22 protein-coding genes are annotated in these 24,603 nt (G+C 59.7%); 15 read left to right on the top strand and 7 right to left on the bottom strand.

Translation table 11 applies throughout. The features are described from left to right. The first annotated feature begins 37 nt into the window (after nt 1-37). Together JK176_RS01390 and JK176_RS01385 are read left to right on the top strand one after the other, a co-directional pair. The gene (locus JK176_RS01390) at nt 38-910 is read left to right on the top strand and encodes an NAD(P)-dependent oxidoreductase (RefSeq protein ID WP_211586042.1); all 873 of its coding nucleotides are present in this window, start codon (nt 38-40) and stop codon (nt 908-910) included. Nucleotides 911-978: 68 nt separating this feature from the next. After that, entirely contained in the window at nt 979-1,587 is a 609-nt protein-coding gene (locus tag JK176_RS01385) for a superoxide dismutase (protein WP_211574106.1), read from the top strand. 86 nt (nt 1,588-1,673) lie between these two features. On the opposite strand, the gene yajC is transcribed toward JK176_RS01385, so the two are convergent. Further along, entirely contained in the window at nt 1,674-2,018 is a 345-nt protein-coding gene (yajC, locus tag JK176_RS01380) for a preprotein translocase subunit YajC (protein ID WP_194261674.1), read from the bottom strand. A 119-nt stretch (nt 2,019-2,137) separates the two neighbouring features. Between yajC and JK176_RS01375 the strand changes: the two genes are divergently transcribed. Then, nucleotides 2,138-3,016 (top strand): ATP-binding protein, encoded by an 879-nt coding sequence (locus JK176_RS01375; protein WP_211586041.1) that lies wholly within the window; start codon nt 2,138-2,140, stop codon nt 3,014-3,016. A 53-nt stretch (nt 3,017-3,069) separates the two neighbouring features. After that, nucleotides 3,070-3,525 carry a hypothetical protein gene (locus JK176_RS01370; protein WP_211586040.1) on the top strand — a complete coding sequence of 152 codons (456 nt, stop codon included), beginning with the start codon at nt 3,070-3,072 and terminating at the stop codon, nt 3,523-3,525. 44 nt (nt 3,526-3,569) lie between these two features. On the opposite strand, the gene JK176_RS01365 is transcribed toward JK176_RS01370, so the two are convergent. Further along, nucleotides 3,570-6,020, bottom strand: a complete 2,451-nt coding sequence (locus JK176_RS01365) for a TonB-dependent receptor domain-containing protein (protein WP_211586039.1) — start codon at nt 6,018-6,020, stop codon at nt 3,570-3,572. Nucleotides 6,021-6,273: 253 nt separating this feature from the next. On the opposite strand from JK176_RS01365, the gene JK176_RS01360 reads away from it, so the two are divergent. Both JK176_RS01360 and JK176_RS01355 read left to right on the top strand, forming a co-directional pair. Beyond that, nucleotides 6,274-7,443 (top strand): aromatic ring-hydroxylating dioxygenase subunit alpha, encoded by a 1,170-nt coding sequence (locus tag JK176_RS01360; RefSeq protein WP_211586038.1) that lies wholly within the window; start codon nt 6,274-6,276, stop codon nt 7,441-7,443. Nucleotide 7,444: 1 nt separating this feature from the next. Next, complete coding sequence (locus JK176_RS01355) at nt 7,445-8,449, top strand: bifunctional GNAT family N-acetyltransferase/(deoxy)nucleoside triphosphate pyrophosphohydrolase (RefSeq protein ID WP_211586036.1); 1,005 nt, start codon at nt 7,445-7,447, stop codon at nt 8,447-8,449. 1 nt (nt 8,450) lies between these two features. Here JK176_RS01355 and JK176_RS01350 read toward each other — a convergent pair whose 3' ends face one another. Continuing rightward, nucleotides 8,451-9,344 (bottom strand): SMP-30/gluconolactonase/LRE family protein, encoded by an 894-nt coding sequence (locus JK176_RS01350; RefSeq protein ID WP_211586034.1) that lies wholly within the window; start codon nt 9,342-9,344, stop codon nt 8,451-8,453. 99 nt (nt 9,345-9,443) lie between these two features. Here JK176_RS01350 and JK176_RS01345 point away from each other — a divergent pair, with 99 nt between their 5' ends. Next, the gene (locus tag JK176_RS01345) at nt 9,444-10,214 is read left to right on the top strand and encodes a molybdopterin-binding protein (RefSeq protein ID WP_211586032.1); all 771 of its coding nucleotides are present in this window, start codon (nt 9,444-9,446) and stop codon (nt 10,212-10,214) included. 45 nt (nt 10,215-10,259) lie between these two features. Here the strand turns inward: JK176_RS01345 and JK176_RS01340 are convergent, their stop codons facing one another. From JK176_RS01340 to JK176_RS01330, 3 genes are all read right to left on the bottom strand, one after another. Beyond that, a complete protein-coding gene (locus JK176_RS01340) occupies nt 10,260-11,234 on the bottom strand; it encodes an acetyl-CoA carboxylase carboxyltransferase subunit alpha (protein ID WP_211586031.1) in 975 nt (324 codons plus the stop codon). 62 nt (nt 11,235-11,296) lie between these two features. Beyond that, nucleotides 11,297-12,220: a tyrosine recombinase gene (locus tag JK176_RS01335; protein WP_211586030.1), complete on the bottom strand. Its 924-nt coding sequence runs from the start codon at nt 12,218-12,220 to the stop codon at nt 11,297-11,299. A gap of 10 nt (nt 12,221-12,230) precedes the next feature. Then, the gene (locus JK176_RS01330) at nt 12,231-12,635 is read right to left on the bottom strand and encodes a hypothetical protein (RefSeq protein ID WP_211586029.1); all 405 of its coding nucleotides are present in this window, start codon (nt 12,633-12,635) and stop codon (nt 12,231-12,233) included. A gap of 59 nt (nt 12,636-12,694) precedes the next feature. Here JK176_RS01330 and aroB point away from each other — a divergent pair, with 59 nt between their 5' ends. The 8 genes from aroB (at nt 12,695) to mtnK (ending at nt 22,913) form a co-directional block, all read left to right on the top strand. Further along, entirely contained in the window at nt 12,695-14,386 is a 1,692-nt protein-coding gene (gene aroB, locus JK176_RS01325) for a 3-dehydroquinate synthase (protein ID WP_211586028.1), read from the top strand. Between the two features lie 316 nt (nt 14,387-14,702). Further along, complete coding sequence (locus tag JK176_RS01320) at nt 14,703-15,842, top strand: OmpA family protein (RefSeq protein ID WP_099285380.1); 1,140 nt, start codon at nt 14,703-14,705, stop codon at nt 15,840-15,842. A gap of 170 nt (nt 15,843-16,012) precedes the next feature. Continuing rightward, nucleotides 16,013-16,576, top strand: coding sequence for a GtrA family protein (locus JK176_RS01315; protein ID WP_099285381.1), 564 nt, complete (start codon nt 16,013-16,015; stop codon nt 16,574-16,576). A gap of 82 nt (nt 16,577-16,658) precedes the next feature. Continuing rightward, nucleotides 16,659-19,298: an alanine--tRNA ligase gene (gene alaS, locus JK176_RS01310; protein ID WP_211586026.1), complete on the top strand. Its 2,640-nt coding sequence runs from the start codon at nt 16,659-16,661 to the stop codon at nt 19,296-19,298. Nucleotides 19,299-19,415: 117 nt separating this feature from the next. After that, on the top strand, nt 19,416-20,099 hold the full coding sequence (locus JK176_RS01305) for a carbonic anhydrase (protein WP_194261675.1): 684 nt from the start codon (nt 19,416-19,418) through the stop codon (nt 20,097-20,099). A 47-nt stretch (nt 20,100-20,146) separates the two neighbouring features. Then, nucleotides 20,147-20,959, top strand: coding sequence for an endonuclease/exonuclease/phosphatase family protein (locus tag JK176_RS01300; protein ID WP_211586146.1), 813 nt, complete (start codon nt 20,147-20,149; stop codon nt 20,957-20,959). A 71-nt stretch (nt 20,960-21,030) separates the two neighbouring features. Continuing rightward, on the top strand, nt 21,031-21,729 hold the full coding sequence (locus JK176_RS01295) for a hypothetical protein (protein WP_211586025.1): 699 nt from the start codon (nt 21,031-21,033) through the stop codon (nt 21,727-21,729). Then, nucleotides 21,726-22,913, top strand: a complete 1,188-nt coding sequence (mtnK, locus tag JK176_RS01290) for an S-methyl-5-thioribose kinase (protein WP_211586024.1) — start codon at nt 21,726-21,728, stop codon at nt 22,911-22,913. Before JK176_RS01295 ends, mtnK begins: the two co-directional genes overlap by 4 nt. 38 nt (nt 22,914-22,951) lie before the next feature. Here mtnK and JK176_RS01285 read toward each other — a convergent pair whose 3' ends face one another. Beyond that, on the bottom strand, nt 22,952-24,499 hold the full coding sequence (locus tag JK176_RS01285) for a peptide chain release factor 3 (RefSeq protein ID WP_099285386.1): 1,548 nt from the start codon (nt 24,497-24,499) through the stop codon (nt 22,952-22,954). Nucleotides 24,500-24,603 lie beyond the last annotated feature (104 nt).

Genomic DNA, 24,603 nt, shown 5'->3' with positions numbered 1-24,603 from the left:
TGAGTCTGTCGTAACGCATCATAAGGAGCCAGTATCCATGTCCCGTCCTAAAATCGGTTTTATCGGCTACGGCGCGATGGCTCAGCGTATGGGCGCCAATCTGCGAAAGGCTGGCTACCCGGTTGTGGCGTTCGCGCCTTCAGGCGGTAAGGACGAGACGGAGATGCTGCCCTCACCCCGCGCAATTGCCGAAGCCGCCGAGATCATCATTTTCTGCGTGCCGAACGATGCAGCGGAAATTCAATCCCTGTCCGGCGAAAACGGTGCCCTCAGCGCACTGACGGCTGACAAGCTTGTCCTCGATACATCCACGGTCTCGCCGGATCAGGCGGACGCTTTTGCAAAACTTGCCGTCGAACATGGTTTTTCCCTGCTTGATGCCCCCATGTCCGGCAGCACGCCAGAAGCCGAGAGCGGCGATCTGGTCATGCTGGTAGGCGGTGACGAGGCCGTGGTGAAGCGGGCCCAGCCCGTTCTGGACGTCATCGGTAAACTGACGATCCATGCCGGCCCAGCGGGCTCTGCGGCACGCCTGAAGCTGGTTGTGAACGGTGTGATGGGGGCCACGCTCAATATCGTGGCCGAAGGCGTGTCTTATGGTCTTGCCGCCGGACTGGACCGCGATGTCGTGTTCGAGACACTTCAGCAGGTGGCCGTCGTCAGCCCGCATCACAAGCGCAAGCTGAAGATGGGCCAGAACCGGGAGTTCCCGTCGCAGTTCCCCACGCGCCTCATGTCCAAGGACATGGGACTTCTGCTGGATGCCGGTCGCAAGGTCGGCGCGTTCATGCCGGGCATGGCTGTTGCCGATCAGGCACTGGCCCTTTCAAACCGTCTGCATGCGGATGAGGATTACTCTGCCCTCATCGGTGCGATGGAACACAGCGTTGCCAATCTTCCTCATAAATGAGAACGATACGCGGGAGCGGCCGTCTCTAAGGGCGGTCACCTCGCCTTATTCTGCCAAGGAGTGACATCATGGCTTTCGAACTTCCCACCCTGCCCTACGCTGAAAATGCTCTTGCCGATGCTGGCATGTGCCAGGAAACGCTGGAACTGCACCACGGCAAGCACCATCAGGCCTATGTCACGGCTCTGAACGGTTTCGCGGAAAGCAAACCGGAACTGGCTGGCAAGACGCTTGAGGAGATCGTTACGTTCTCCTACGGCAAGCCTGAAATCGCGCCGGTCTTCAACAATGCGGGCCAGCACTGGAACCACGTCCTGTTCTGGAAGAACCTCTCCCCAAAGGGCGGCAAGATTCCGGCTGGTCTGGAAAAGAAAATCGCTGAAGACTTCGGCTCCGTCGACGAGTTCAAGAAGCTCTTCAAACAGGCTGCCACGACGCAGTTTGGTTCCGGCTGGGCCTGGCTGGTACTGGACAAGTCCGGCAAGCTTGCCGTGACGAAGACGGCAAATGGCTCCAACCCGCTGGCCGAAGGTCAGGGCAAGGCGCTGCTCGGTCTCGACGTCTGGGAACACGCCTACTACCTCGATTTCCGCAACCGTCGTCCGGACTATGTCACGAACTTTCTGGACAAGCTCGCCAACTACGAGTTTGCCGAAGCTGAACTGAAGTCTGCCTGATTTCTTTTCGGGTTCATCAGATCAGAAAAAGCCCCGTCCGGTTTTCCGGGCGGGGCTTTTTCGTGAACGGCTTTGCAAGTTCCAGTTCAGGAATCGTTGGCTGGCTTTTCACGCGACGTAATATTCGTGATCGTGCTGCGAACGATTTTCACGCGCACGCCCTGAGCGATCTCGACATCCACTTCATCGCTGTCATCGCGGGTCGCCTGCACGACGCCGACGATGCCACCGGCCGTCACAATCCGGTCGCCACGACGAAGGGAGCTTTGCTCGTCACGCAGTTTGCGCGCGCGCTGCTGCTGGGGACGGATCAGCAGGAAATAGAACACCACGAAGATGAAAATCATCGGGGCGAACTGAAGCACCTGCGGGTTGGAGAGCAGACCACCACCATCGGCGGCCTGGGCGGAAGAAATGAACAGACTGCTCATGGATGTCAGGGTCCAGTCTTGAGTGAAGCTGGCGGGGACCATATCGTCCGGGGGCTGCCCGTCAAGCGTGGCGCCGATGTCTTTTGATCTCAACTTCTTTCAGACCGGAACCGTTTTCCATGACCGACCACGCCCTGCTCAGCGCTCTCGAACGTATTGCCGCCAGTCTGGAGCGCATGAGTCCGCCCCCGCCGAGCGCAGATATCCTCCACAAACACGACGCCTTTCTGTGGCAGGCCGCGCTGGGCGTACTGACGCCGGTGGAGAAGGTTTCGGGCGTGCCCCTGTCCCTGCTTCAGGGCGTGAAGCGTCAGATGGATCAGGTCATGGCCAACACGCGGCATTTCGCGGAAGGCTTCAGCGCCAACAACGTCATGCTCTGGGGCGCGCGCGGTATGGGGAAATCTTCGCTCGTGAAAGCCTCCGTTGCAGCGGTGAACGCGGAGCAGCGTGCGAAGAACGGCGGGACACTCGCGCTGATCGAGATCCAGCGTGATGAACTATCGTCCCTGCCAAAACTGCTGGGTGTCCTGCGGACCACGAAACGCCGCTGTATCCTGTTCTGCGATGATCTGTCATTCGAGAGTCAGGACGCGGATTACAAATCCCTCAAATCCGTGCTCGATGGTGGCATCGGCGGTCGGCCCGAGAACGTCCTGATCTACGCGACGTCAAACCGGCGGCATCTGATGCCGCGGGACATGATCGAGAACGAGACGGGAAGCGCAATCAATCCATCCGAGGCGATTGAGGAAAAGGTCTCGCTTTCGGACCGGTTCGGCCTTTGGATCGGGCTGTATGGCGCAACACAGGACGATTATCTGGCGATCGTGGAGGCTTATGGGGCTTATTATAACCTGCCGGTCTCTCGTGAAGACCTGCGGCGCAAAGCGTTACAATGGGCTATGGCGCGCGGCAGCCGGTCCGGCCGCGTGGCCTCGCAGTTCATCAGCGATCTGGCTGCGGAACTAGGTGTAACACCCGAACAAGATGCCTGAATTTTACGGTTATTTTTACTCGCACAAAACATTGAAGATATGAGAGTAATAATATGATCATCCTGATGATAATCGCCGCATTCTTTCTGGCTTATGCCGCTCCAGATACATCCATCGGCAGAATCTGTCGTGATAGACTTGTGACGCGACCCTTCCGATGGGTGAGAGAATTTCCTTACACTTTAGGAATGCTCGCGTTGGTAACTATTCTGTTTGTAAGCAGTGCCACATGGCTGCTGGGGCATGATGGTTTTGCCAGCAGCATGCGGATGGCTCCCGATTTTCTGACTTTTGCGACCAGCTTTGAAGTGACGTCCTTTATCGAAGCAGCATCCAGCATTGCGTGCATGGCGCTGATGACAGGCGTAGGGAAAAACATGCTGGTTCTGCGGCAGCTGTTCCGACGAACAGCGCAACGCGGCAGCCGCATGGTGAGCGCAGCCCGCGCATGTTTAAAGGGCCGGAATACAGATGACCCTGACCCGGCACTTCTTTCAGCTTATGCCTAACGATGAAAGCAGGCGGACCGAAGCGCCGCCTGCCTTGGCGTCGTTCAGAATGACGCGCTGACGGTGCCGAAGAATTCGCGGACAGCACCGCGTTCCATGGACTGGTAATCACCCACGGCGGGGTTGTCGTTCTCACCCATCATAGAAATGTATTTGGTGTTGAACAGGTTATAGACATTGAAGCTCGCCGTAACGTCTTTGAGAACGCTGAGCTTGCCGAAACGATACTGCGCACCGGCGTTAGCCAGCCAATAGCCGCCGATCGACGTGTCATTCATGAAGCTGTAGTAACGGCGGCTGTAGTAGTTCGCATCAAAATGCGCTGTCATGCCCTTCCAGCTATAGGCAACGGACGTTTTGTACATCCATGCCGGATAGTTGACGATATTCTTGCCAGCCAGCGCGTAATAGCCGCCGACCGTATCGACGTTCCGGTCATAGGTACCCTTGTTGTAGCTCAGGTTGTTGCTGATGCTCAGGCCATCGATGGGGGTGATGGTGATGTCGCCATTCGCACCCGTCATGGAAATATGTCCGAAATCAATGACCTGCGAGACCGGGTTGGTCAGGGAGCCCACAGCAGCGGCCAGAATCGGATGGATCAGGCTGGCGTGATAGACGGTCGCATTTACCTGAAGAAGTTTGGACGAATAGCGGTAGCCACCGAGATAGACCCAGGCCTTTGACGGTTCGAGAGACTTCTTCTGGGCCTGGAACGTCGCCTGATCCTGCACGGAATAGACCGAGTTCGCCACGCCATACGCCGAGACTTCATAGGCGCGCATGTTTTCGGCCACGTCCACATAGATCTCGTGATGGCGGTTGATGTGCCAGTCCAGATTGACATGTGGCAGGAAGGCCTGAGACGCCGTCAGCGATCCATTCGGCAAGGCGTCAGCACCCGTCCAATCAGCATTGTTATACTGCGCGCCACCGGATGTGGTGGCGGTCATGGACTTGAAACCGGCATGCAGAACCAAGCCCTCAGTAAGCTGGATGCTGTCCTGAAGATGGAATTGCATGACATTGGTGTTCCACTGGAAGTTGTAACCTTCCAGATAGGCCGGGCCGTAAACATCATAAGGTCCGACGGCCTTGAGCGGTGCGCCCTGCCCCAAGATCGGCTCACGGTAATTGAAGAGCCCGGCCTGCTGGTTATTGTTTTCGTACCAGACGCCGCCTTCGATCGTATGGCGGCCCCATTTGTAACGCAGGCTGGTATCAAAGCCGTAGCGTTCCTGACGGTTCTGCCAGACTTCCTCGGACAGAGGCGCACCACCCTCGACCTGATCGTCGGGGTCGCTGTCGGTATAGCTGTAATAGCCAGTCTGGCTATGACCGTAGATCGTACTGTTCCAGGTTAGATGGTCAGTGAGGGCAAGGTCGAAATGCAGACCGCCCATGTAATTGGTTTCGGCCTGACCGCCATCATACATGGCGATATTGGAGCCATCGATGCCGGGAACGCTGTTATAGCCCGCCGGATAGGGGCGCGTGCCGTTGGCGATGCCGTAAGCCAGCGCGTAATTCGGATAAAGATGCGGTGTGCGCCAGCCAAGATTCTTCAGAATTCCGATGGACGTATCGGGATAGTTCCACTGGGCAAGGCTGGACCAGTTGAAGAAGGCCGACATACGGCTGCGTTCGTTGATCGGCTGGACGAGCTTCGCATCGACCTGCTGCATGAACTGGTCGCCGCTGCCCATCCACATGCCTTCGTCGGTCCGGGCATAGGAGGTGTAGAGCTTCGTACCGGTCTGGTTCAGCTTGCCGGAATCCAGACGGACATAGGTGCGATAGGAGCCATAGCTGCCAAAGGACTGGCTCACCTTACCGCCGCGTTTGTCGTCAGGGTCCGAAGAGCCGATCTGGATCGTCCCGCCCAGCGTGTTCATGGAAGGCAGTTCAACCGAGCCTGCGCCCTGCGACATCCGCATGGACTGGATGTCGTCTGGAATAATGGCCGAGGCAAGGCTCATGCCGCTGACGGACTGGTAAGTCTGATCGTTCAGGGGAACGCCATCCACCGTCACGCCCATCTGGTTCATGAAGAAGCCACGGACGTAGAGATTGGCGCCGAAGCTGTCGATGCCGAACGGATCAGTGGAGGTGAAGCTCACGCCCGGCGTACGGTCCAGCATCTTGTAGGCGCTGGTTCCGGGAACATACTGGCGCATGATGGCTTTCGAGACAGCCTGCTCGGCATCACGACCCGTCAGCTGCCGTCCTGTGACAGCGACGCTCTCGGTCGCGCGGGATTCCAGAGCCTCGGTCTTGCGACGGGCCGGTGCGGCAGCTTCCGCGCTCTTCCGTGCAGATGCGCCAGAAACAGCTTTCGGAGCTGTTTTCAGGGCATGATGCTTCGCCGGGTGTGCAGACACCGAAACCGGCGAAGCATCATCGGCTGCCGGAAGAGGCTGATGCCCTGCCGCCAGAGCAGACTGGCGGACTGCGAACAGTGCGATGGAGGACAGCAGCAGGGATCTGGTTCGCACCGTGGACGAAACTCCGGAATCTGGGTTTTGTAAACTTTGGGAAGCGGTGTCCTAAACGTGCCTGCACACTGCGAAAAGCGCCAGCATTGCTAGATGATGTTTCAATGACACGAAAACGGTGGTTTTTGTGCCGCATGTTGCGGGAAAGACGCGCTCTGCGCGGATGAATGATCGCTTCCTGTCGGGGGGCTTTGCCTGTTAGGTTTGTCCTTAGCAAGACAATGTCGCGGTTTCATCACGGATCAGGATACTCATGTCGCAGACGCTTTCTGTCTCTTCTGCTGCCGAAAACTCTCCTTCGGACACGGATCGGGTGATCGACCCGAATATCGGCGAATATTCTCCTGTGGAGGATGTGGTTCGCAAGACAGGAGATCTCCGTCGCGTCCTGTCCAATCCCGATTACTGGTACCCCGTCGCGTGGTCCCGTGAACTCAAGCGCGGCAAGACGATTGGCACGCGCTATGCCGGACAGCCGATCGCACTCGTGCGCCCGATGGATGGCAGCGTGTTTGCGCTGGAAGACCGGTGCGCGCATCGTCAGGTGCCGCTCAGTCTGGGCAAGGTCAGCGGTGAAGCAGTTCAGTGTTGCTATCACGGCTGGGCTTATGGCCGTTCGGGACGGTGCATCGATGTGCCGTATCTGGGCAAAGGCAAGCTGCCGAACGGCGTGCGGACCTATCCGTGCCGCGAGGAAGGCGGCCTGATCTTCATTTTCCCGGGCGATCCCGCGAAAGCCGAAAGCACACCATTCCCGCAGATGGGTTCGGTCGGCAATCCCGAATACAAGACGCGCCGCTTCGGCGAGACGGTCGCGTGCCATTACAGTTTCATGCATGAAAACCTGATGGATATGAACCACCAGTTCATGCACATGAAGCAGATGGGCCAGATGAAGCCCCGCTTTCTGGGCGGGCGGGACGAACCCACACTGGTCGAAGCGCGCTATAGTTTTGCCCGAACCGGCGGCAAGCAGCCCTGGGGTGAGACGTTCATTTTCGGTGAACGCCGGGATGCGAGCGAAAAATACGCTCATAAAGACGTCATGACGATCCGGACGGAATATCCGTACCAGACACTTCGCATCGCAACGGGCGACGAACCGCCGGTTATGGATCTGTGGATCGTCTATGTCCCGCAGGATGCGGAACAGAAGACCTGCCGCGTCTTCGGACTGCTTTCGATCCGTCGCCCGAAAGCGAAGCTGGTTCTGGACATCGCGTGGCCGTTCCTCGTCGCGTTCACGGAGCGGATCTTCAAGGAAGACCGGGACATCGTGGAACTGGAACAGGCGGCGTGGAACGAGCAGGGCGGCGATCGCAATCAGGAAGTCTTCCCGGTCATCAACATGCTGCGTCGGCTTCTGGCCCGATGCGGCGTTCCAGCCGACAAACCTACAGAACAGCAGGTTCCACAATCCTGACATGACACCTGAACTCAAGGCAGGGGGCCTCGTTCTGCGCGCCCTGCAGCCGGAAGACGCTCCGGCCGTCCATCGGCTGATTAATGACTGGAGCGTCGTGCGGATGCTCAGTCGCCTGCCCTTTCCGTATCCGCGCGATCTGGCGGAACAGTGGATCGACTCCACACGTCATGACAGCGCGCAGGGCAGCGCCCATCATTTCGCCATCACCCGTGATGGATCGCTTCTGGGCGCGATCGGTCTTGTTCTGTCCGAAGACCGGCGGTCCGGCTCGTTGGGATACTGGCTTGCTCCGAGCGTCTGGGGACAAGGACTGACCACCCAGGCAGCCCGGCGTGTGATCGAATGGGGACTAACGGTTCTGCGTCTGGAGAAAATTACTGCGGACGCAGCGCAGGATAATGCGGCCTCTCTTGCGGTTCTTGGCAAGCTCGGTTTTGCAAAGACGGGCACGTCCAGCCGACGCTTCGTGTCGCGCGGACAGGATTGTCCGATTGATCTATTCGAATTGCTCCGGACGACATTCCTTTCTGAAGCGCCCGAGCCGGTTGAGGCTCCTGCGCAGCAGGCCGAAATGACTCCTGTCGTTGTGGAAGCGCCCAAGCCGCGAACGCTGCTGGTCGTGGCAGCCGCACTTCTGGACGCACAGGGACGGATTCTTCTTGCCAAAAGACCGGAAGGCAAACGTCTCGCGGGGCTATGGGAATTTCCCGGCGGCAAGGTCGAGCGTGATGAGACGCCAGAGCAGGCGCTGATCCGGGAAATGCGTGAGGAACTCGGGCTGGATCTGACCGGCTCCTGTCTGGCACCCTTCACCTTCGTCAGCGAAAATGTCGGGCCGTTTCATCTGCTGATGCCACTATATGTGGTGCGGCGCTGGCGGGGCGTTCCCACCCCGCGCGAAGGTCAGACACTGGAATGGGTGGCCGCCACCGATCTGGGCCGTTATCCCATGCCGGACCCGGACCTTCCGCTGATCCCGCTTTTGCAGGAGCTTCTGGGCTAGGTCAGCCGTTAAGACGGAAAACCTGCTGGTCCACACCTGCAACATCCGTGCGAAACACGAACAGCGAACCGGCCTGCGGCTCCTTCGCAAGCGTTTCCGCATCCAGTCCTTTGCGTGCCGTTGTCACGAAAACGGTTTTCAGGTCGTCGCCACCGAACGCGACCTTGGTCACGTTCGTAACCGGCATGGGAATAGACGAAAGCGCCGTGCCATCCGGCTTGAAACGCATGATGCGTGAGCCACCCCATACGCCGGACCAGACCGTGCCCTCGCTATCGGTCACGATTCCGTCGGGATATCCCTGCTCCAGCCGCGCAAAAATCCGCTCGTTCGCGAGTTCGCCCTCGGGCTGGATGTCGAAAGCATAAATCGTCTGTTCCGGGCTGTCGCAGACATAGAGCGTCTTTCCGCAGGGGGAGACGGCAGGGCCATTGGAGACGGTATAGCCTTCATCATGATGCGTCACGTTCAGGGCGGCCCCTTCGTGCACAACGCGATAGATCGAACCGGAAGGCTGTTCCTCGCCATCATCCATCGTCCCGAACCAAAGTCGCCCCTGCGGATCGACACAGCCGTCATTCAGACGATTACCGGGTTTCTCAGGCTCAACGAGTTTGTGATCCGAAAAAGTGCCGTTCTTCGGATCGAAACGGCGCAGACCGTCAGGCATGCCCGCAAGGAATGTCCCATCTTCGACCGGCAGAAGAAAGGCCACACGGTCCGGCGCGCTCCAGCTTTCATGAGCTCCCGTCGCGGGTGTGAAACGGTGAATTCTCGCCTCGGGGATATCGACGAAATAGAGCGATTTTTCCCTGGAAATCCAGACCGGCCCTTCCCCCAGTGTTGCACGCAGATCCAGGAGGCATTCGGGCTGATGAAGCGGGCTGCTGGTCATGGTTCCTCCTGATGAAAACCAAAATTCGGGGTAGGTTTGTTCTCGACAACGCGGGACGACCCGTTACGTTCTGTGGCGAAGACTATCAGGAGCGGACACATGCTTCAAAAAACTGCCTGTTTTCTCGTTATTGGCAACGAGATTCTCTCAGGACGCACACAGGATGCCAATACGCGCGTTCTGGCTCAGGCGCTCAATGCGCAGGGCATCCGGCTCATGGAAGTCCGTGTCATTCCCGACATTGCGGAACGGATCATTAGTACGGTCCGTGAATGCAGCGCGGCTTTCGATATCGTGTTTACGTCCGGCGGAATCGGGCCGACGCATGACGACATCACCGCCGAATGCGTGGCCACGGCCATGGGCGCACCGCTGGTTCGTCATGAAGAAAGTTTCCGTCTGCTGGAAGCGGCGCTGGGGGCGGATCGGTTCAATGCCGCCCGTCAGCGCATGGCCTATCTGCCGGAAGGGTCAACGCCCATCCTCAACACGGTGTCCGTGGCGCCCGGTTTCAGCATCGGCAATGTGCATGTGATGGCCGGAGTGCCGTCGATCTTTGCCTCCATGGTCGCATGGCTGGTGCCGCAGATGGAAAAGGGCGCCCCTCTCGTTTCCGCAAGCTGGCATGCAGCGGGATTGAAGGAAGGGGATTTTGCTTCTGATCTGGCGACGTTGCAGGAAGGCTTTCCGACGATTGATCTGGGGTCCTATCCCTATCACCTGCCAGACGGCGCAAGTGGCGTGGCACTCGTGGCCAAGGGCTATGACAGCGCGATCGTCGGGAAAGCCGCGCAGGCGATTCATGATCTCATCATGGCGCATGGGCGCGAGCCGCTGGCAGGTGAACCGCCGCACAGGCAGACAGTCTGAAAACACAAAAGCCGCTGCGAAGGAGCAGCGGCTTTCAGGAAGACCTCAGTGCAGAGGGGTGCGGGTCATGGACAGGAACTTGTCCCGACGCTTCTGGATCAGCGCCGGCCCCGTCAGACCTTTGAGGGTCTCGAGTTCTTCGGAAATCGCATTCCCAATCGCCATGACGGCTTCTTCCGGCGCACGCTGGGCGCCACCGATAGGCTCGGGGACGATCCGGTCGATCAGGCCGAGGGACTGAAGATCCTGAGCGGTGAGCTTGAGAGCTTCGGCAGCGGCAGGGGCCAGCTTCGGATCACGCCACAGAATAGAGGCCGCGGCTTCCGGCGAGATCACGGAATAGATGGAGTGTTCGAGCATCAGGATGCGATCACCCGCACCGATGGCGATGGCACCACCCGAACCACCCTCGCCAATCACGGTCGCAATCAACGGTACGGGAGCCTTGAGGCACACGTCGATCGACTTCGCGATGGCCTGAGCCTGTCCGCGTGCTTCGGCGTCGATTCCCGGCCATGCACCGGCAGTGTCGATGAAGCTCAGAACCGGCAGACCAAAACGTCCGGCCATTTCGATCAGGCGCTGCGCTTTGCGATAGCCTTCGGGACGGGCCATGCCGAAATTGTGCTTCAGGCGCGTCTCGGTGTCGTGACCACGCTCGGTCCCGACGATAACGACAGGCTCTCCACGGAAACGGGCCAGACCACCGATCATGGCGTCATCGTCACCAAAGGCGCGGTCGCCGGACAGGGGTGTGTAATCCGTCGTCAGCAGACGCACATAGTCCAGAGCCTTGGGGCGCTGGGCGTGACGGGCCACCTGCACTTTCTGCAGCGGCGTCAGCTTGGAGTAAGTCGAGCGGAGTTGCTTGTCGGCCTTTTCGGACAGACGGGCAATCTCGTCATCGATATTGATGCCGTTGGTGCCGGAGGCCTTGCCCTGGCTGCCCATCTGGCGGAGTTCGTCGATTTTGGTCTCGAGTTCGGCGACCGACTTCTCGAAATCTAGGAATTGGCGCATGGCCGCCCGATAGCACGCTTGCGCGCCGGGAAACAGTCCCTGCGTCAGGCGGAATGTTTCTGTCAGTCTTCCACGAGGTCAGACACGCCTTTACGGGCCAGCGGATGATGCGCGCTCACAGCCTGTCGCAGACGCTCCGACATGACCTGCGTATAAATCTGGGTCGTAGCGATATCCGCATGCCCCAGCAGCATCTGAAGCGCCCTCAGATCGGCCCCATGCGCAAGAAGATGACTCGCAAATGAGTGCCGCAGAACATGCGGGCTGACGCGGTCGGGATCTACTCCGGCCTTCAGGGCACAGGCGAGCAGGATCTTGTCAAATCCCTGTCGCGTCAGCGGTTTTTGCGGATTGCGCCCCGGAAAAAGCCATGGACTACCGAGATCACGATCGAAATGCACAAGCTGGTCGGCAGCCTCGCGCGCAGTTTGGGACAGAGGCACCAGACGCTCCCGTCCCCCCTTTCCCCGCACCAGCAGCATAGGGCCGCGCACATGCACACAGGTCTCGGGCAAAGCGAGCAGTTCGGAAATGCGCAATCCGGTCGTGTAAAGCAGTTCCAGCGCGGCCCGAGAGACGATATCCCGGCGTTCGTTTTCGTGCCCTCGCGTACCGACCTCAAGCAGAAGGCGGATTTCTGCCTCGTCGAGCGGTCTGGGTAAAGAGGACGCGACCTTCGGAGCCTGCTGCCGTTCGGTCGGATCATCCTCACGCACCGATTCGAGCATCAGGAAACGATAGAACTGCCGCAGGCAGGACAGCCGTCGCGCTGCCGTCCGTGCGGCCAGACCAGCACGAGACAGTTCGGCCAGATAGGACTGAACGTCTCTCCCCTGCACATCGCCGAGGGACACGGGTGCACAGTGCGCTGCGAAATCGGCAAGATCGGAAGCATAAGCCTGCCGGGTTTTCAGGGCCGCACCACGCTCGGCCGCCAGCATCTCAAGGAAAGCCTCGACATGTCTGCTGTCACCGGAGCGCGGCATGATGGCTTGATCAGTGCGCGGGAGCGGAAGCCGGAGGAGCAGGCATGGACTGCGCCGGAGCAGCCTTGGGAGCAGGCATCGTCGGCAGCGGAGTCGAAGGCGTCAGGGGCGCAGCGGCGGGAGCAGCAACCGGGGCTGCCGGAGTCGTGCCAGAAGCGGCAACAGGCGCCTGGGTTGTCGTCTGGACGGCGGTCTGGGCCGTCGGCACAGGCGGCATCGCTGGCAACTCGGCCTGTGGCGCGGCGGAGCTTGCAAAAGCCGCACCCGACAGATCCTTGTGCACCATGGTCTGTTCCGGCGGGGTAGCGGTCATGCCCAGACGCAGAAACGCTCCGCCAGCGCCCAGAACGAGAAGGACGGCAACAGCTCCGCCAATGAACGGCAGGCGGAAAATGGAACGATCGATATTGGCCATGAAAAAGGTCTCGAAGTGAGGGCAGGACGTGTCCCTTCTCCTATGATAGGTAGCAGGGCATGTCACGCCTGCCATTCTCCCTTTCAGCCAAGTCGGAACCCTTTTTCTCATCCGACGGCATCCCGTCACGCACGGTTGTCCTCGTTGGGATGATGGGGGCTGGCAAAACCACCATCGGACGGCGCCTTGCCCAGATCTGTGGTCTGCCCTTCGTCGATGCGGACGTCGAAATCGAACGCGCTGCCGGATGCTCGATTCCCGAAATCTTTGCCCGACATGGCGAAGCCGCGTTCCGGGACGGGGAACGGCGCGTCATCCAGCGCCTTCTTGATGGGCCACCGTGCATCCTTGCAACGGGAGGCGGTGCCTGGATGGACGCCCAGACCCGTCGGCTGGTGCGCCGTCATGCGGTCTCGATCTGGCTGCGCGCGCCCGTGCATGTGCTGGTCAAGCGGGTTGCAGGCCGCCCGGGGCGACCGCTCCTGGCCCAGGGACGTCCCGACGAAGTTCTGGAGCGGCTCGTCGGGCTGCGCTATCCGGTTTACGCCGAAGCAGACATCATTATCGATTGTGGAGACGAAACCGTGGAACAGGGCGTGCAACGGGTACGGGAAGTTCTGGAGGAATATCGCAGGCCGGAGACGGTGCATGTGTCGCTCAACCATCACAGCTATGACGTGCTGATCGGGCCCGATCTCATCTCCCGTGCCGGCGCTCTGCTCGCCCCGCATCTCCCCCAGAAACGCGTGGTCGTCATTACTGACGACATCGTGGCCGGCCTGCATCTGCCGCGTCTGTTGGCGTCTTTCGAAGAAACGGGCATCCGTGCGGACGTGATTTCGGTTTCCGGGGGCGAAGAGAGCAAATCCCTCGCCTGTTACGGCGACGTGATGAACCGGCTTCTGTCCACGGGCATCGAACGCAAGACGACCATTGTGGCGCTGGGAGGCGGCGTGGTCGGAGATCTTGCCGGTTTTGTTGCAGCAACGGCCTTGCGCGGATTGCCTTTCGTGCAGATCCCCACGACGCTGCTCTCTCAGGTAGATAGCAGCGTCGGCGGCAAGACCGGCATCAACGCGGCGGCGGGCAAAAACCTGATCGGAGCGTTCCATCAACCTGTGGCCGTTCTAGCCGACACGTCCGCTCTGGCCACCCTGCCCCGTCGTCAGCGCATTGCTGGCTATGCCGAGATCGTCAAATCCGGCCTGATCGCAGATCCGGACCTGTTCGCCTGGTGCGAAAACTACGGACAGAATGTTCTGGAAGGCGATCCCGCGGCTCTTGCGGAAGCCGTGCGCCGCGCCTGTGCTTTCAAAGCGGCCGTCGTGGCTGCCGACGAAAAGGAACAGGCTTCTGTCGGAGGACGCGCCCTACTCAATCTGGGGCATACTTTCGGTCACGCTTTGGAAGCGGAACTGGAATATGACGGACGTCTTTTGCATGGCGAAGCGGTTTCAATCGGCATTCATCTGGCGATGGCGCTTTCCGTGGAGCTGGGTTATGCCCCCGTCGAAGACCTGCATCGACTGGACCGGCATCTGCGCAGTCTGGGTATGCCGGTGAGCTTTGACTGGTTCAGGGACTCGTTCTCGGCAGAAATACTTCTGCACCACATGACTCGGGATAAGAAAATGCAGGACGGAAAGGTTGCGTTCGTCCTGTTGCGCGGAATTGGAAAAGCCTTCTCCACACGCGAAATCCCTGCAGAAACAGTGCGTAATCTGCTTGTAAGCGAGGGTTGCCGCCCGTGATGAATGTTAAAATTTCGTCATACCTCGGCTAAATAGCTGTTTTACAACTCCTTTTGCATAGCTGCTTTCTGCGAGAGGCTCTGGCGTCTGCTGGAACCTTGAGCTAAGGCAGCGTAGACGCGAGGCGTAGATCGTGAAGCGGGCGAAATGGATTGTGGCTTTTATGTCACTCCCTTCCCCCGAGTAGAGCTGGAACCCCCTGAGTGGCTTTGTCGCCGGGAACTCTGAGTTCTATATGCGCTTATGCATCGCGCTGGGTCCGTTGGTGAAAGCATTTTCCAACGGCTCGAACGTTAGTCACTAAGAGGACGAAAACATGCGTCTCCGCACGGCACTCCTTGCCATGACGTCGATGGTCGCCGCACCGTCGCTTGCCATGGCCAGCACGATCACCGGTCCCTATGTCGACCTGGGTGGTGGGTACAATCTGGTCCAGAACCAGCACGGTCATTTCTCGCCGACGACACAGGCAGACGGTACGAGCAGCAATGCTGGTTCCAAGTCTCAGTATCGTCACCACGACGGTTTCACTGGTTTTGGTGCATTCGGCTGGGGCTTCGGCAACGGTCTGCGCGTTGAAGTCGAGGGTCTGTACAACTACTCTCAGCTCAACCACCGCAACCACACGGCAGCAACGGGTTCTACCCGCGGTTCCGATCAGGCTTACGGCGGCCTCGTCAATGTCCTGTATGACATCGATCTCGCCAACTTCGGCCTGAACGTTCCTGTCACGCCGTTCGTCGGTGTTGGCGCTGGCTACCTGTGGCAGCACTACAACCCGACCACCACCCAGTACGACAACGGCAATGTGACCCGCATGGGCGGAACACAGGGCAGCTTCGCGTACCAGGGTATCGTCGGTGCAGCTTACGACATCCCGAATGTTCCGGGCCTGGCAGTCACGACGGAATACCGTTTCATTGGCCAGACCTTCGCAGACGGTCCGTATCGCGCTACGTCCTACAACGCTTCCGGCGTTCACAAGGGCAACGTGAACTTCGACCAGCGCTTCTCGCACCAGTTCATCCTGGGCCTGCGCTATGCCTTCGACACGGCTCCCCCGCCGCCGCCGCCGGCTCCGGTCATCGTTCCGCCCGCTCCGACCCCGGCTCGCACGTATCTCGTGTTCTTCGACTGGGACAAGTCTGACCTGACGGGCCGCGCCCGTGAGATCGTTGCCCAGGCAGCCCAGGCTTCCACGCACGTCCAGACGACGCGCATCGAAGTCAACGGCTACACGGATAACTCCGCTGCTCACCCGGGTCCGCGCGGCGTGAAGTACAACCTCGGTCTGTCCAACCGTCGCGCTTCCAGCGTGAAGGCTGAACTGATCCGTGACGGTGTCCCGGCTGCTGCCATCGACATCCACGGCTACGGTGAATCCAACCCGCTGGTGCCGACCGGCCCGAACACCCGCGAGCCGCAGAACCGTCGCGTCGAGATCATCCTGAAGTAATCCAGACATGATCTGACGCCGGGGTCTTCGACTTCGGTTTCTGAGAAAGGCGTCCTTCGGGGCGCCTTTTTCTTTATGCGCTCATCCAGACTGAAGACAGAACGCCCTTGCATGTCTCTTTCCCGGCACGCTAGAGCCACTCCACCCCGACACACCGGAGACATGCTCCCTTGCGACGCAGCCGTATCTTTTATCCGCGCAGCCGCCCGGAAATCATTGACCAGTTCCTGCGTTTTGGGATTGTCGGGGCTCTCGGATTTCTTGTGGACTGGGGAACTGTGTCCCTGCTGCGCCAGCCAGCAGGGTTAGTCGCAGCAACGCTGATTGCCTATTTCGTGGCAGCGACCGGAAACTGGTGCCTCAACCGTTTCTGGACCTTTCGGCTTTCCGCCACCGACAACCAGCATATGATCCTGCAATGGCTTCGATTCCTGCTGGCCAATTCGTTCGGATTTCTCCTCAACCGTGGAATGGTTTTCCTGCTTTACGCTACGGTTCCACTGACCGTGCATTTTCCTGCACTGGCCCTGGCCGCAGGCGCGCTGTGCGGCATGGTCGCCAATTTCAATCTTTCGCGACGTCTCGTCTTTCGCGCCCAGACACCAGAAACTCCGCTGGAACTCGTCCAGATGGCAGTAGAGATCCCTGCCGCCGGACTGACGGCACCGGAACCCGAACCGGATCTGTCGGGTCTGGAGAATAACACCTTCAGACTGCATGACCGCAATGACTGAAGGCTGCATTTCCAAGGCCGCTACAATAGTCTAGGACAGGCAGACGATTTCCCTGCTTTTCCGGAACTGACGCTCCCTTATCATGACCAGCACCAACGATATCAGATCGGCCTTTCTCGAATATTTCGGTGCACAAGGCCACCGCATTGTTCCGTCGGCATCGCTGGTGCCGCAGAATGACCCGACACTGCTGTTCACCAACGCTGGCATGGTGCCGTTTAAGAACGTCTTCACCGGTCAGGAAACCCGTCCCTATTCCCGCGCCACCACGGCGCAGAAAGTCGTGCGGGCAGGCGGCAAGCACAACGATCTCGATAATGTCGGCTACACGGCGCGCCATCATACGTTCTTTGAGATGATGGGGAATTTCAGCTTCGGAGATTATTTCAAACCCGAAGCTATCGAATTCGCTTGGACGCTGCTGACACGCGATTTTGGACTACCAAAAGAAAAGCTGCTCGCCACCGTCTATGCGGAAGACGAAGACGCCGCGGAACTTTGGAAGAAAATCGCCGGGCTGTCCCATGATCGGATCATCCGCATTGGGACATCCGACAACTTCTGGCGCATGGGCGATACGGGACCGTGCGGTCCGTGTTCCGAGATTTTCTACGACCATGGGGACAGCGTCTTCGGTGGCCCTCCGGGCAGCCCGGACGAAGACGGCGACCGTTTCGTCGAGATCTGGAACCTCGTGTTCATGCAGTTCCTCGATCAGCCGGACGGTTCGCGTGACTCGCTGCCCCGCCCTTCGATCGATACGGGTATGGGGCTGGAGCGTTTCGCCGCGATCATGCAGGGCAAACGCGACAATTATGATACCGATACCATGCGTGCGCTCATCGAAGCCTCGGCTGATGTGATGCATCAGGACGCGGATGGGGCATTCAAGTCCAGCCACCGCGTTGTCGCCGACCATCTGCGCTCTACCGCCTTCCTGATCGCCGATGGCGTGCTGCCGTCCAAGGAAGGGCGTGGCTATGTGCTGCGTCGCATCATGCGCCGTGCCATGCGCCATCTGCATATGATGGGCGCGAAGGAGCCTGTCTTCTATCGCCTGCTCCCGGCGCTGATCCAGCAGATGGGCGCGGCTTATCCCGAACTGGTCCAGCATCAGGTGCTCATCGCGCAGACGATGAAGGGCGAGGAAGAACGCTTCACAGCACTTCTGGAGCGTGGCCTGACGCTGCTCTCCGATGAACTGGACCGTCTGGGCGAAACGGCAGCCCTTCCCGGCGATGTGGCGTTCAAGCTGTATGACACGTTCGGCTTCCCGCTCGACCTGACGCAGGACGCCCTGCGCGAAAAGGGGCGCACGGTTGACGAGAGCGGCTTCGAGACCGCCATGGCCGAGCAGCGTAAGCGCGCGCGCGCGGCCTGGGTTGGATCGGGCGACACCGCGGCCGAGACGGTCTGGTTCGATGCGCGCGACAGGCACGGCCCCAGCGAGTTCCTCGGCTATGTTTCGGAAAAATCCGATGCGGAAGTGCTGGGTATCTTCCATGGCAATGACGAACTGGCTTCGGCCCCTGCTGGCGACGATACGGTTGCGATCCTGCTGAACCAAACGCCGTTCTACGGCGAAAGCGGCGGTCAGGTCGGCGATCATGGAACGCTGACAGCCGCAGGTCTGCGCGTCGAGATCACGGATACGCAGAAGCGCAACGGCGATCTGATCGTCCATTACGGCAAGGTTGTCGAAGGCACGCTGAAGCCGGGCATGGCGGTTCATGCCGAGATCGATCACGCCCGCCGCACGGCAGTTCGTGGCCATCATTCCGCGACCCATCTGCTGCATGAAGCCCTGCGCCGTCAGGTCGGAACCCATGTCACGCAGAAGGGCAGCCTGAATGCGCCGGAGCGTCTGCGCTTCGATATCAGCCAGCCACGTCCGCTGACAGATGAGGAACTTGCGGCAGTCGAGGCGGAGGTCAATGCCCGCATCCGCGAGAATGCTCCGGTTCAGACGCGCCTGATGACGCAGGACGAAGCCGTTGCGGAAGGTGCGATGGCGCTCTTTGGCGAAAAATACGGCGACGAGGTCCGCGTCGTCTCGATGGGCAAGGGCGACGATGATCGCACGGCCTATTCCATCGAACTGTGTGGTGGCACGCATGTAGGCCGCGTAGGCGAGATCGGGCCGTTCCGGATCGTTTCGGAAAGCGGTGTCTCGGCTGGCGTGCGGCGGATTGAAGCGGTCTGCGGTTTGGCAGCCGAAGCGCTGGCACTGGAAACCGAGAACCGCCTGAAGCAGATCGCGGATCTGCTCAAGGTTCCCGTGGCCGACGCTGCTGCCCGTGTGGCGGCGCTGCTCGAAGAGCGCAAATCCCTGACGTCGCAGGTGTCCGATCTTCAGCGCAAGCTGGCCACCGGCGAAGGCACAAGCGCAACCGAGAGCATCAACGGCATCACGCTTTCGGCCCGCGATCTGGGAGATGTCAGTCCCAAGGAACTTAAGGGTCTGGCGGAGAGCATTTCCCAGCAGATCGGGTCCGGCGTGGTGGCGCTGATGTCCAATGCGGATGGCCGTGGCAGTATTGTGATTGCCGTGACCAAGGACCTGACGGACCGTCTGGATGCGGTAAAGCTCGTCCGTGAGGCCTCCGCGCTGATGGGTGGAAAAGGCGGCGGTGGACGGCCGGATATGGCACAGGCCGGTGGCCCGGATGCCAATGCGGATGCGGTCTTTGCAATGCTGCGCACGACATTGGGAGCAGCATAAGCAATCGCATCATGGTATGTCAGGGCAGTGACAAAGCATGGGTTGACCGGAATCATGCTTTACCTGTCCTGATAAAGCCTTCTAACTGCCCGGTAGTTCAAGATGAAGGAGAACACCATGGCCTGTGGTCGTGATACTCTGGCGAAACTGCTGGGCGGCGTCCGGAAATTCGAAACGGACGTTTATCCCGAGAGTGCAGAACTGTTCGAGAGCCTGGCTTCCAGCCAGTCTCCGTCAACCCTGTTCATCACCTGCGCCGATAGCCGGATCAGCCCAAGTCTGATTACCCAGACAGAGCCGGGTGAGCTGTTCATCGTACGCAATGTCGGCAATATCGTGCCGGCTTATGGCGAGATGCTGGGCGGTGTGTCGTCTGCGATCGAATATGCGGTCGGCGCGCTCAAGGTGAAGAACGTCATCATCTGCGGGCATTCCAACTGTGGCGCAATGGGCGCCCTGATGGATCTGAATTCGCCGAAGCTGGACAATCTGCCGACGGTCAAGAGCTGGATGCGTCATGGCGAAGCCGCCCGCGCCGCACTTGGGAACCTCAAGGCAGAAGATGCTGGCCCGGAAGATATCCGTTCGCTGGCCGAATACAACGTCATGCTCCAGCTTGTGCATCTGCGCACGCACCCTGCCGTCGTGCGGGCGCTGGCGCAGGGTGAATTGAAGCTACAGGGCTGGTTCTACGACATTCCCAAAGGCGAGATCCTCATCATTGATGAGAGCACACGCAAGACACGCACCGTCGAGAGCGTGCTTGAAGAAATGTGCGCTACCGAAGGGCAGGCCGCCTGAAACAGGCCACGGCTTCCGTGCTGGCCGGTCTTATCGGGATTGCCAGCATGGAAACAGCTTCGGCGCATATTCTAAAACTCTCGACCTGGAACATGGACTGGCTGACCCTTCGCCCCTCGGGCGATGAAGCACTGCCGGATGATGTTCCCGGTGGAGAGCATCGCGATTTTTCAAAACTCGCGGCCTATGCCCGGCATCTGGACTCAGATGTCGTGGCTTTTGAGGAAGTGGACGGCCCGATCGCCGCTTCCCACGTTTTCAGCCCCAAAATATATCAGATCGTTCTGACGCCTGATGCGGTGGTGCAGAGGGTGGGGGTTGCCGTCCGCCGCGATCTGCATGTGACGGTCAATGAGGAACTCTCGGCCCTCAATGTCGCAGCACCAGATGCACCTCACCAACTTCGCGGTGGTTTGGATGTCACCATCAGCGATGCGCACGCCAGCCTGCGTCTGCTGGTCGTGCATCTCAAAACGGGATGCTGGGAGCAGCCGCTGAACCAGCGTCAACACTCCTGCCCTACCCTATATCAGCAGGTTCGAGTCATGCAGGACTGGATGCTCGAACGGCAGGACGAGGGCGAGGCCTATGTCGTTCTGGGAGACTTCAACCGGCGCCTGACGCTGCATGATCCGCTGATGCAGCAGATCGAGACTGAAACGCCTGTCACGCTGACGACGGCGGGCAAGGCCAGTCCCTGCTGGGGCGGCGAATATTTCATCGACCATATCCTGCTGGGCAATGCGGCACGGAACTGGCTTGTGCCGGACAGCCTGCGGGTCATGACCTATAAAAACGATACGGCCCCTGCCGGACTTTCGGATCACTGCCCGGTTTCGGTCCGGCTGGACATGCCCTGATAGAGCGTTGCGGGGCCGAAGGTTCCAGTCCATGAAGGGTACCCTTCCCGCTGTCCCGCCCGGAGCGATCGATGTCTGATTTCCGATCTGCATGGCCCGTCACCCCTTTGGCCCCTCAGGTCGTGGTTCGGGTTGAGCGGGATATGCCGGAACTGCCTTCAGAAATTGAAAGTCGTGTGGCATCGCACTGGAATGCCGCGCTGACAAAGCATCCCACGCTCTATAACGGACGCGTTTTCTGCGCGGATGTGATCGAAGCAGAAATCATCCGTGGGCACTGGTCGGAATACAGGCGGGTTCTGGCCCAGATGCGAGAACCAGATCTGTATGGGGCGGATTTTCTGCGCCCACTGGCAGTTGTGGGCCTTTTCCGGACGACAGACGGGATCGTGATCGGGCAGCGCTCGGAACACTCTCTCTATCTGCCCGGATACTGGCAGGGCGCTCCGGCGGGCAATGTGGAAAGCCGTGCTGGCGAAGCGCAGATTGATCTTGCAGCCCAGTTAATGGCGGAATGTTTTGAAGAACTCGGGGTGGCTGAGACGGAATGTCAGATCGAAGGTTGTCTTCTGGCCTGTGAACATCCGCAGACGCATATCGTGGATGTCGGTATGGAGATCACCACCGAGTTGGATTTCGAAGCGCTAAAAGAACGTTGTAGCCGTCTGGGCAATGCCGAGTATCAAACATTGATGCTAATCCGGCCCGATACGACACTGCCCACACCGCTCGTCCCAACCCTCTCCGCCATGCTGGAGCAAAACCGATGACCTATCATATTCTGGACGCTGCGGGATTGCGGGACTGGCTCGTACAACAGCCGGATCTTTCGGAGCGTCTGGGCGGCAAGGCTGCCGACTGGACCATTCGGGAGGTCAGCGACGGCAACCTCAATACGGTGTTTCTGGTCAGGGGTCCGACGGACGCACTGTGCTGCAAACAGGCGTTGCCCCATGTGCGTGTCGCGCCGGACTGGCCGATGCCACTGGAGCGGGCGCTGTATGAATCGCGCTATATGCAGACTATGGCGCCTGCCGTTCCGGGGTTGATGCCGGAGTTCTTGGCCTATGATGCAGATCTGTTTCTGATCGTCATGGAATGTCTGACGGCTCATGAAGTTCTGCGATCGGCGCTGATCGCGGATCGTGCGCTTCCGGGATTTTCCGCCGTGATCGGAACCTATGTGGCCAGAACCGTGCAGGCGACGGGATGGGTGAACCAGCCGTTTGAGGCCGGAGCGCGCCTGCTGGAGCAGTTTTCCGGCAATACCGCCCTCACCCGCATTACGGTCGATCTGATCCTGACAGACCCGTACCGCGTCTGTGATCGTAACCCGGAGCCGGAGGCCGGTCTGCGTGAAGACGTGAAAGCGCTTCAGAACGACCAGAATTTGCATCAGGCTGTTGGCCGGCTTCAGGAGCGTTTCCTGACAGCAAGGCAGGCGCTGCTTCATGGCGACCTGCATACCGGCTCCATCATGCTGGACGGTTCGGATGTCCGAGTCATTGACGGCGAGTTCGCCACGATGGGGCCGGTCGGGTTCGATTGCGGGCTTTATCTGGGCAATCTGGCGCTGCATCTCTGCGCCGCACCACACAAGGCCGCATTCCTCAGAGACGAAATGCTGGCCTTCTGGCAGAGCTTCTCGACAGAACTACGATCCAGCCTCTCGAAGGAGGGTGGCGATCAGTGGGCTCTGTCCGGACCTGCGGCCCGTCAGGATCTGATCGAGACGTTCCTGCACGACATTCTGCGCGATACGGCCGGGTTCTGTGGGCTTGAAATGATCCGGCGTACAGTCGGGTTTGCGCAGGTCGCCGATTATGGAGTGTGCAGTACCGAAAAGGATCGGCTTCTGGCACGACAGAAAGCGCTCCAGATCGGACGACCACTGGTTGTGCAGGGTGCGTCGCTACGCAGTTTTGCCGATATTCTGTCCCTGATGGGGCTGTAAAGAAAAACCCCGCTCCTTGCAGAGCGAGGTTTTGATGTTTACGCGGCTGACATGCCGATCTGTTTGATGTCGTGAAACGCCAGATCGGGGTTCATCTCGATGGTCCGACGCATCATGAAAGAGGAGGTCGCGAGGAAAACCGGGTCTCCGTCCAGATCGTCGGCCATGGCGGAGCGGTTCATGTCCTGGAACATCTCGATCTTGGCACGGTCACCCGTGATCCAGCGGGCCAGCGAGTAAGGCGTGCTTTCGAAACCGATGGTCACACCATACTCGCCCAGCAGACGCGACTGAAGCACGTCGAGCTGAAGTGTTCCGACCACACCCACGATCGGCGAAAGGCCATCCTGCGGGCGGAAAAGCTGAACCACGCCTTCCTCGGCCAGTTCCACGAGAGCCTGACGCAGCTTCTTGGCCTTCATGGCGTCATCGAGGCGGACCCGACGCAGGATTTCGGGGGCGAAGTGCGGCACGCCCGTGAAACGCAGGTCTTCGCTCTCGCTCAGCGTATCGCCGATCCGCAATGTGCCGTGGTTCGGAATACCGACGACGTCGCCACCAAACGCCTCTTCGGCAAGCTGGCGGTCGCGGGCGAAGAAGAACTGCGGCGTGTGCAGGGCGAACTGCTTGCCGGTCCGGACATGCTTCAACCGCATCCCACGGGTCAGACGACCGGAACAGACGCGGGCGAAGGCCATACGGTCGCGATGATTCGGGTCCATATTGGCCTGAATTTTGAAAATCAGCGCCGTGACCTGATCTTCGGAAGCCTTCACCTCGCGGGTTTCGGTCTGCTGCGCACGGGGTGCCGGACCATAAGCCACAAGCGCGTCGAGCAGATCCGTGACGCCGATTTCCTTCATGGCCGAGCCGAAGAAGACCGGAGACAGATGGCCCGCATCGAAGGACTCCCGATCGAACAGAGGCAGTGCGGCTTCGGCAAGCTCGACTTCCTCGCGCATCTGGATGATGCGGGGGTCGTCCTCGCCGACAGGTTCTTTCGTATGCACTGTCTGCGTCCGCAGATCGTATGTGCCGATGAACTTGGCGGCGCGTCCGATCGGCCATGTGGCCGGAGACGTGTCCAGCGCGAGCGTATTGGCAATTTCGTCAAGCAGCGCAAAACAGTCCTGCGCCTCACGGTCCATCTTGTTGATGAAGGTGACGATGGGAATGTCGCGCAGGCGGCAGATTTCGAACAGTTTGCGGGTCCGGTCTTCGATGCCTTTGGCGGCATCGATGACCATGACCGCGCAATCCACGGCCGTCAGGGTCCGGTAGGTGTCTTCGGAGAAGTCTTCATGGCCCGGAGTGTCGAGCAGGTTGAAAACGCAGTCGCCGTACTCGAACGTCATGACCGAAGTGACGACGGAAATACCACGGTCGCGCTCGATGCCCATCCAGTCGGACTTCGTGCGGCGGCGTTCGCCCTTGGCGCGGACATTGCCCGCCATCTGGATCGCGCCACCTGCCCGCAGGATACGTTCGGTCAGGGTCGTCTTACCGGCGTCAGGATGGGAAATGATTGCGAACGTACGCCGGCGAGCGATCTCGCGGCTGATTTCAGCGCTCTGCGCCTCTGACATGATGCCTCCGATGACAACAGCAAATCCGGGAGAAGTCCGGGACCGGCTCCCTCGCAGTGTCCGGGGGTCAGATAGCACGTCTGACAACAGCAGAGGACACCCGG

Source organism: Gluconobacter sp. Dm-73 (assembly GCF_018256215.1).
Classification (GTDB): domain Bacteria; phylum Pseudomonadota; class Alphaproteobacteria; order Acetobacterales; family Acetobacteraceae; genus Gluconobacter; species Gluconobacter cadivus.
Note: the sequence above shows the minus strand (reverse complement) of the source record. Positions and strands in the feature narration are given on the sequence as shown.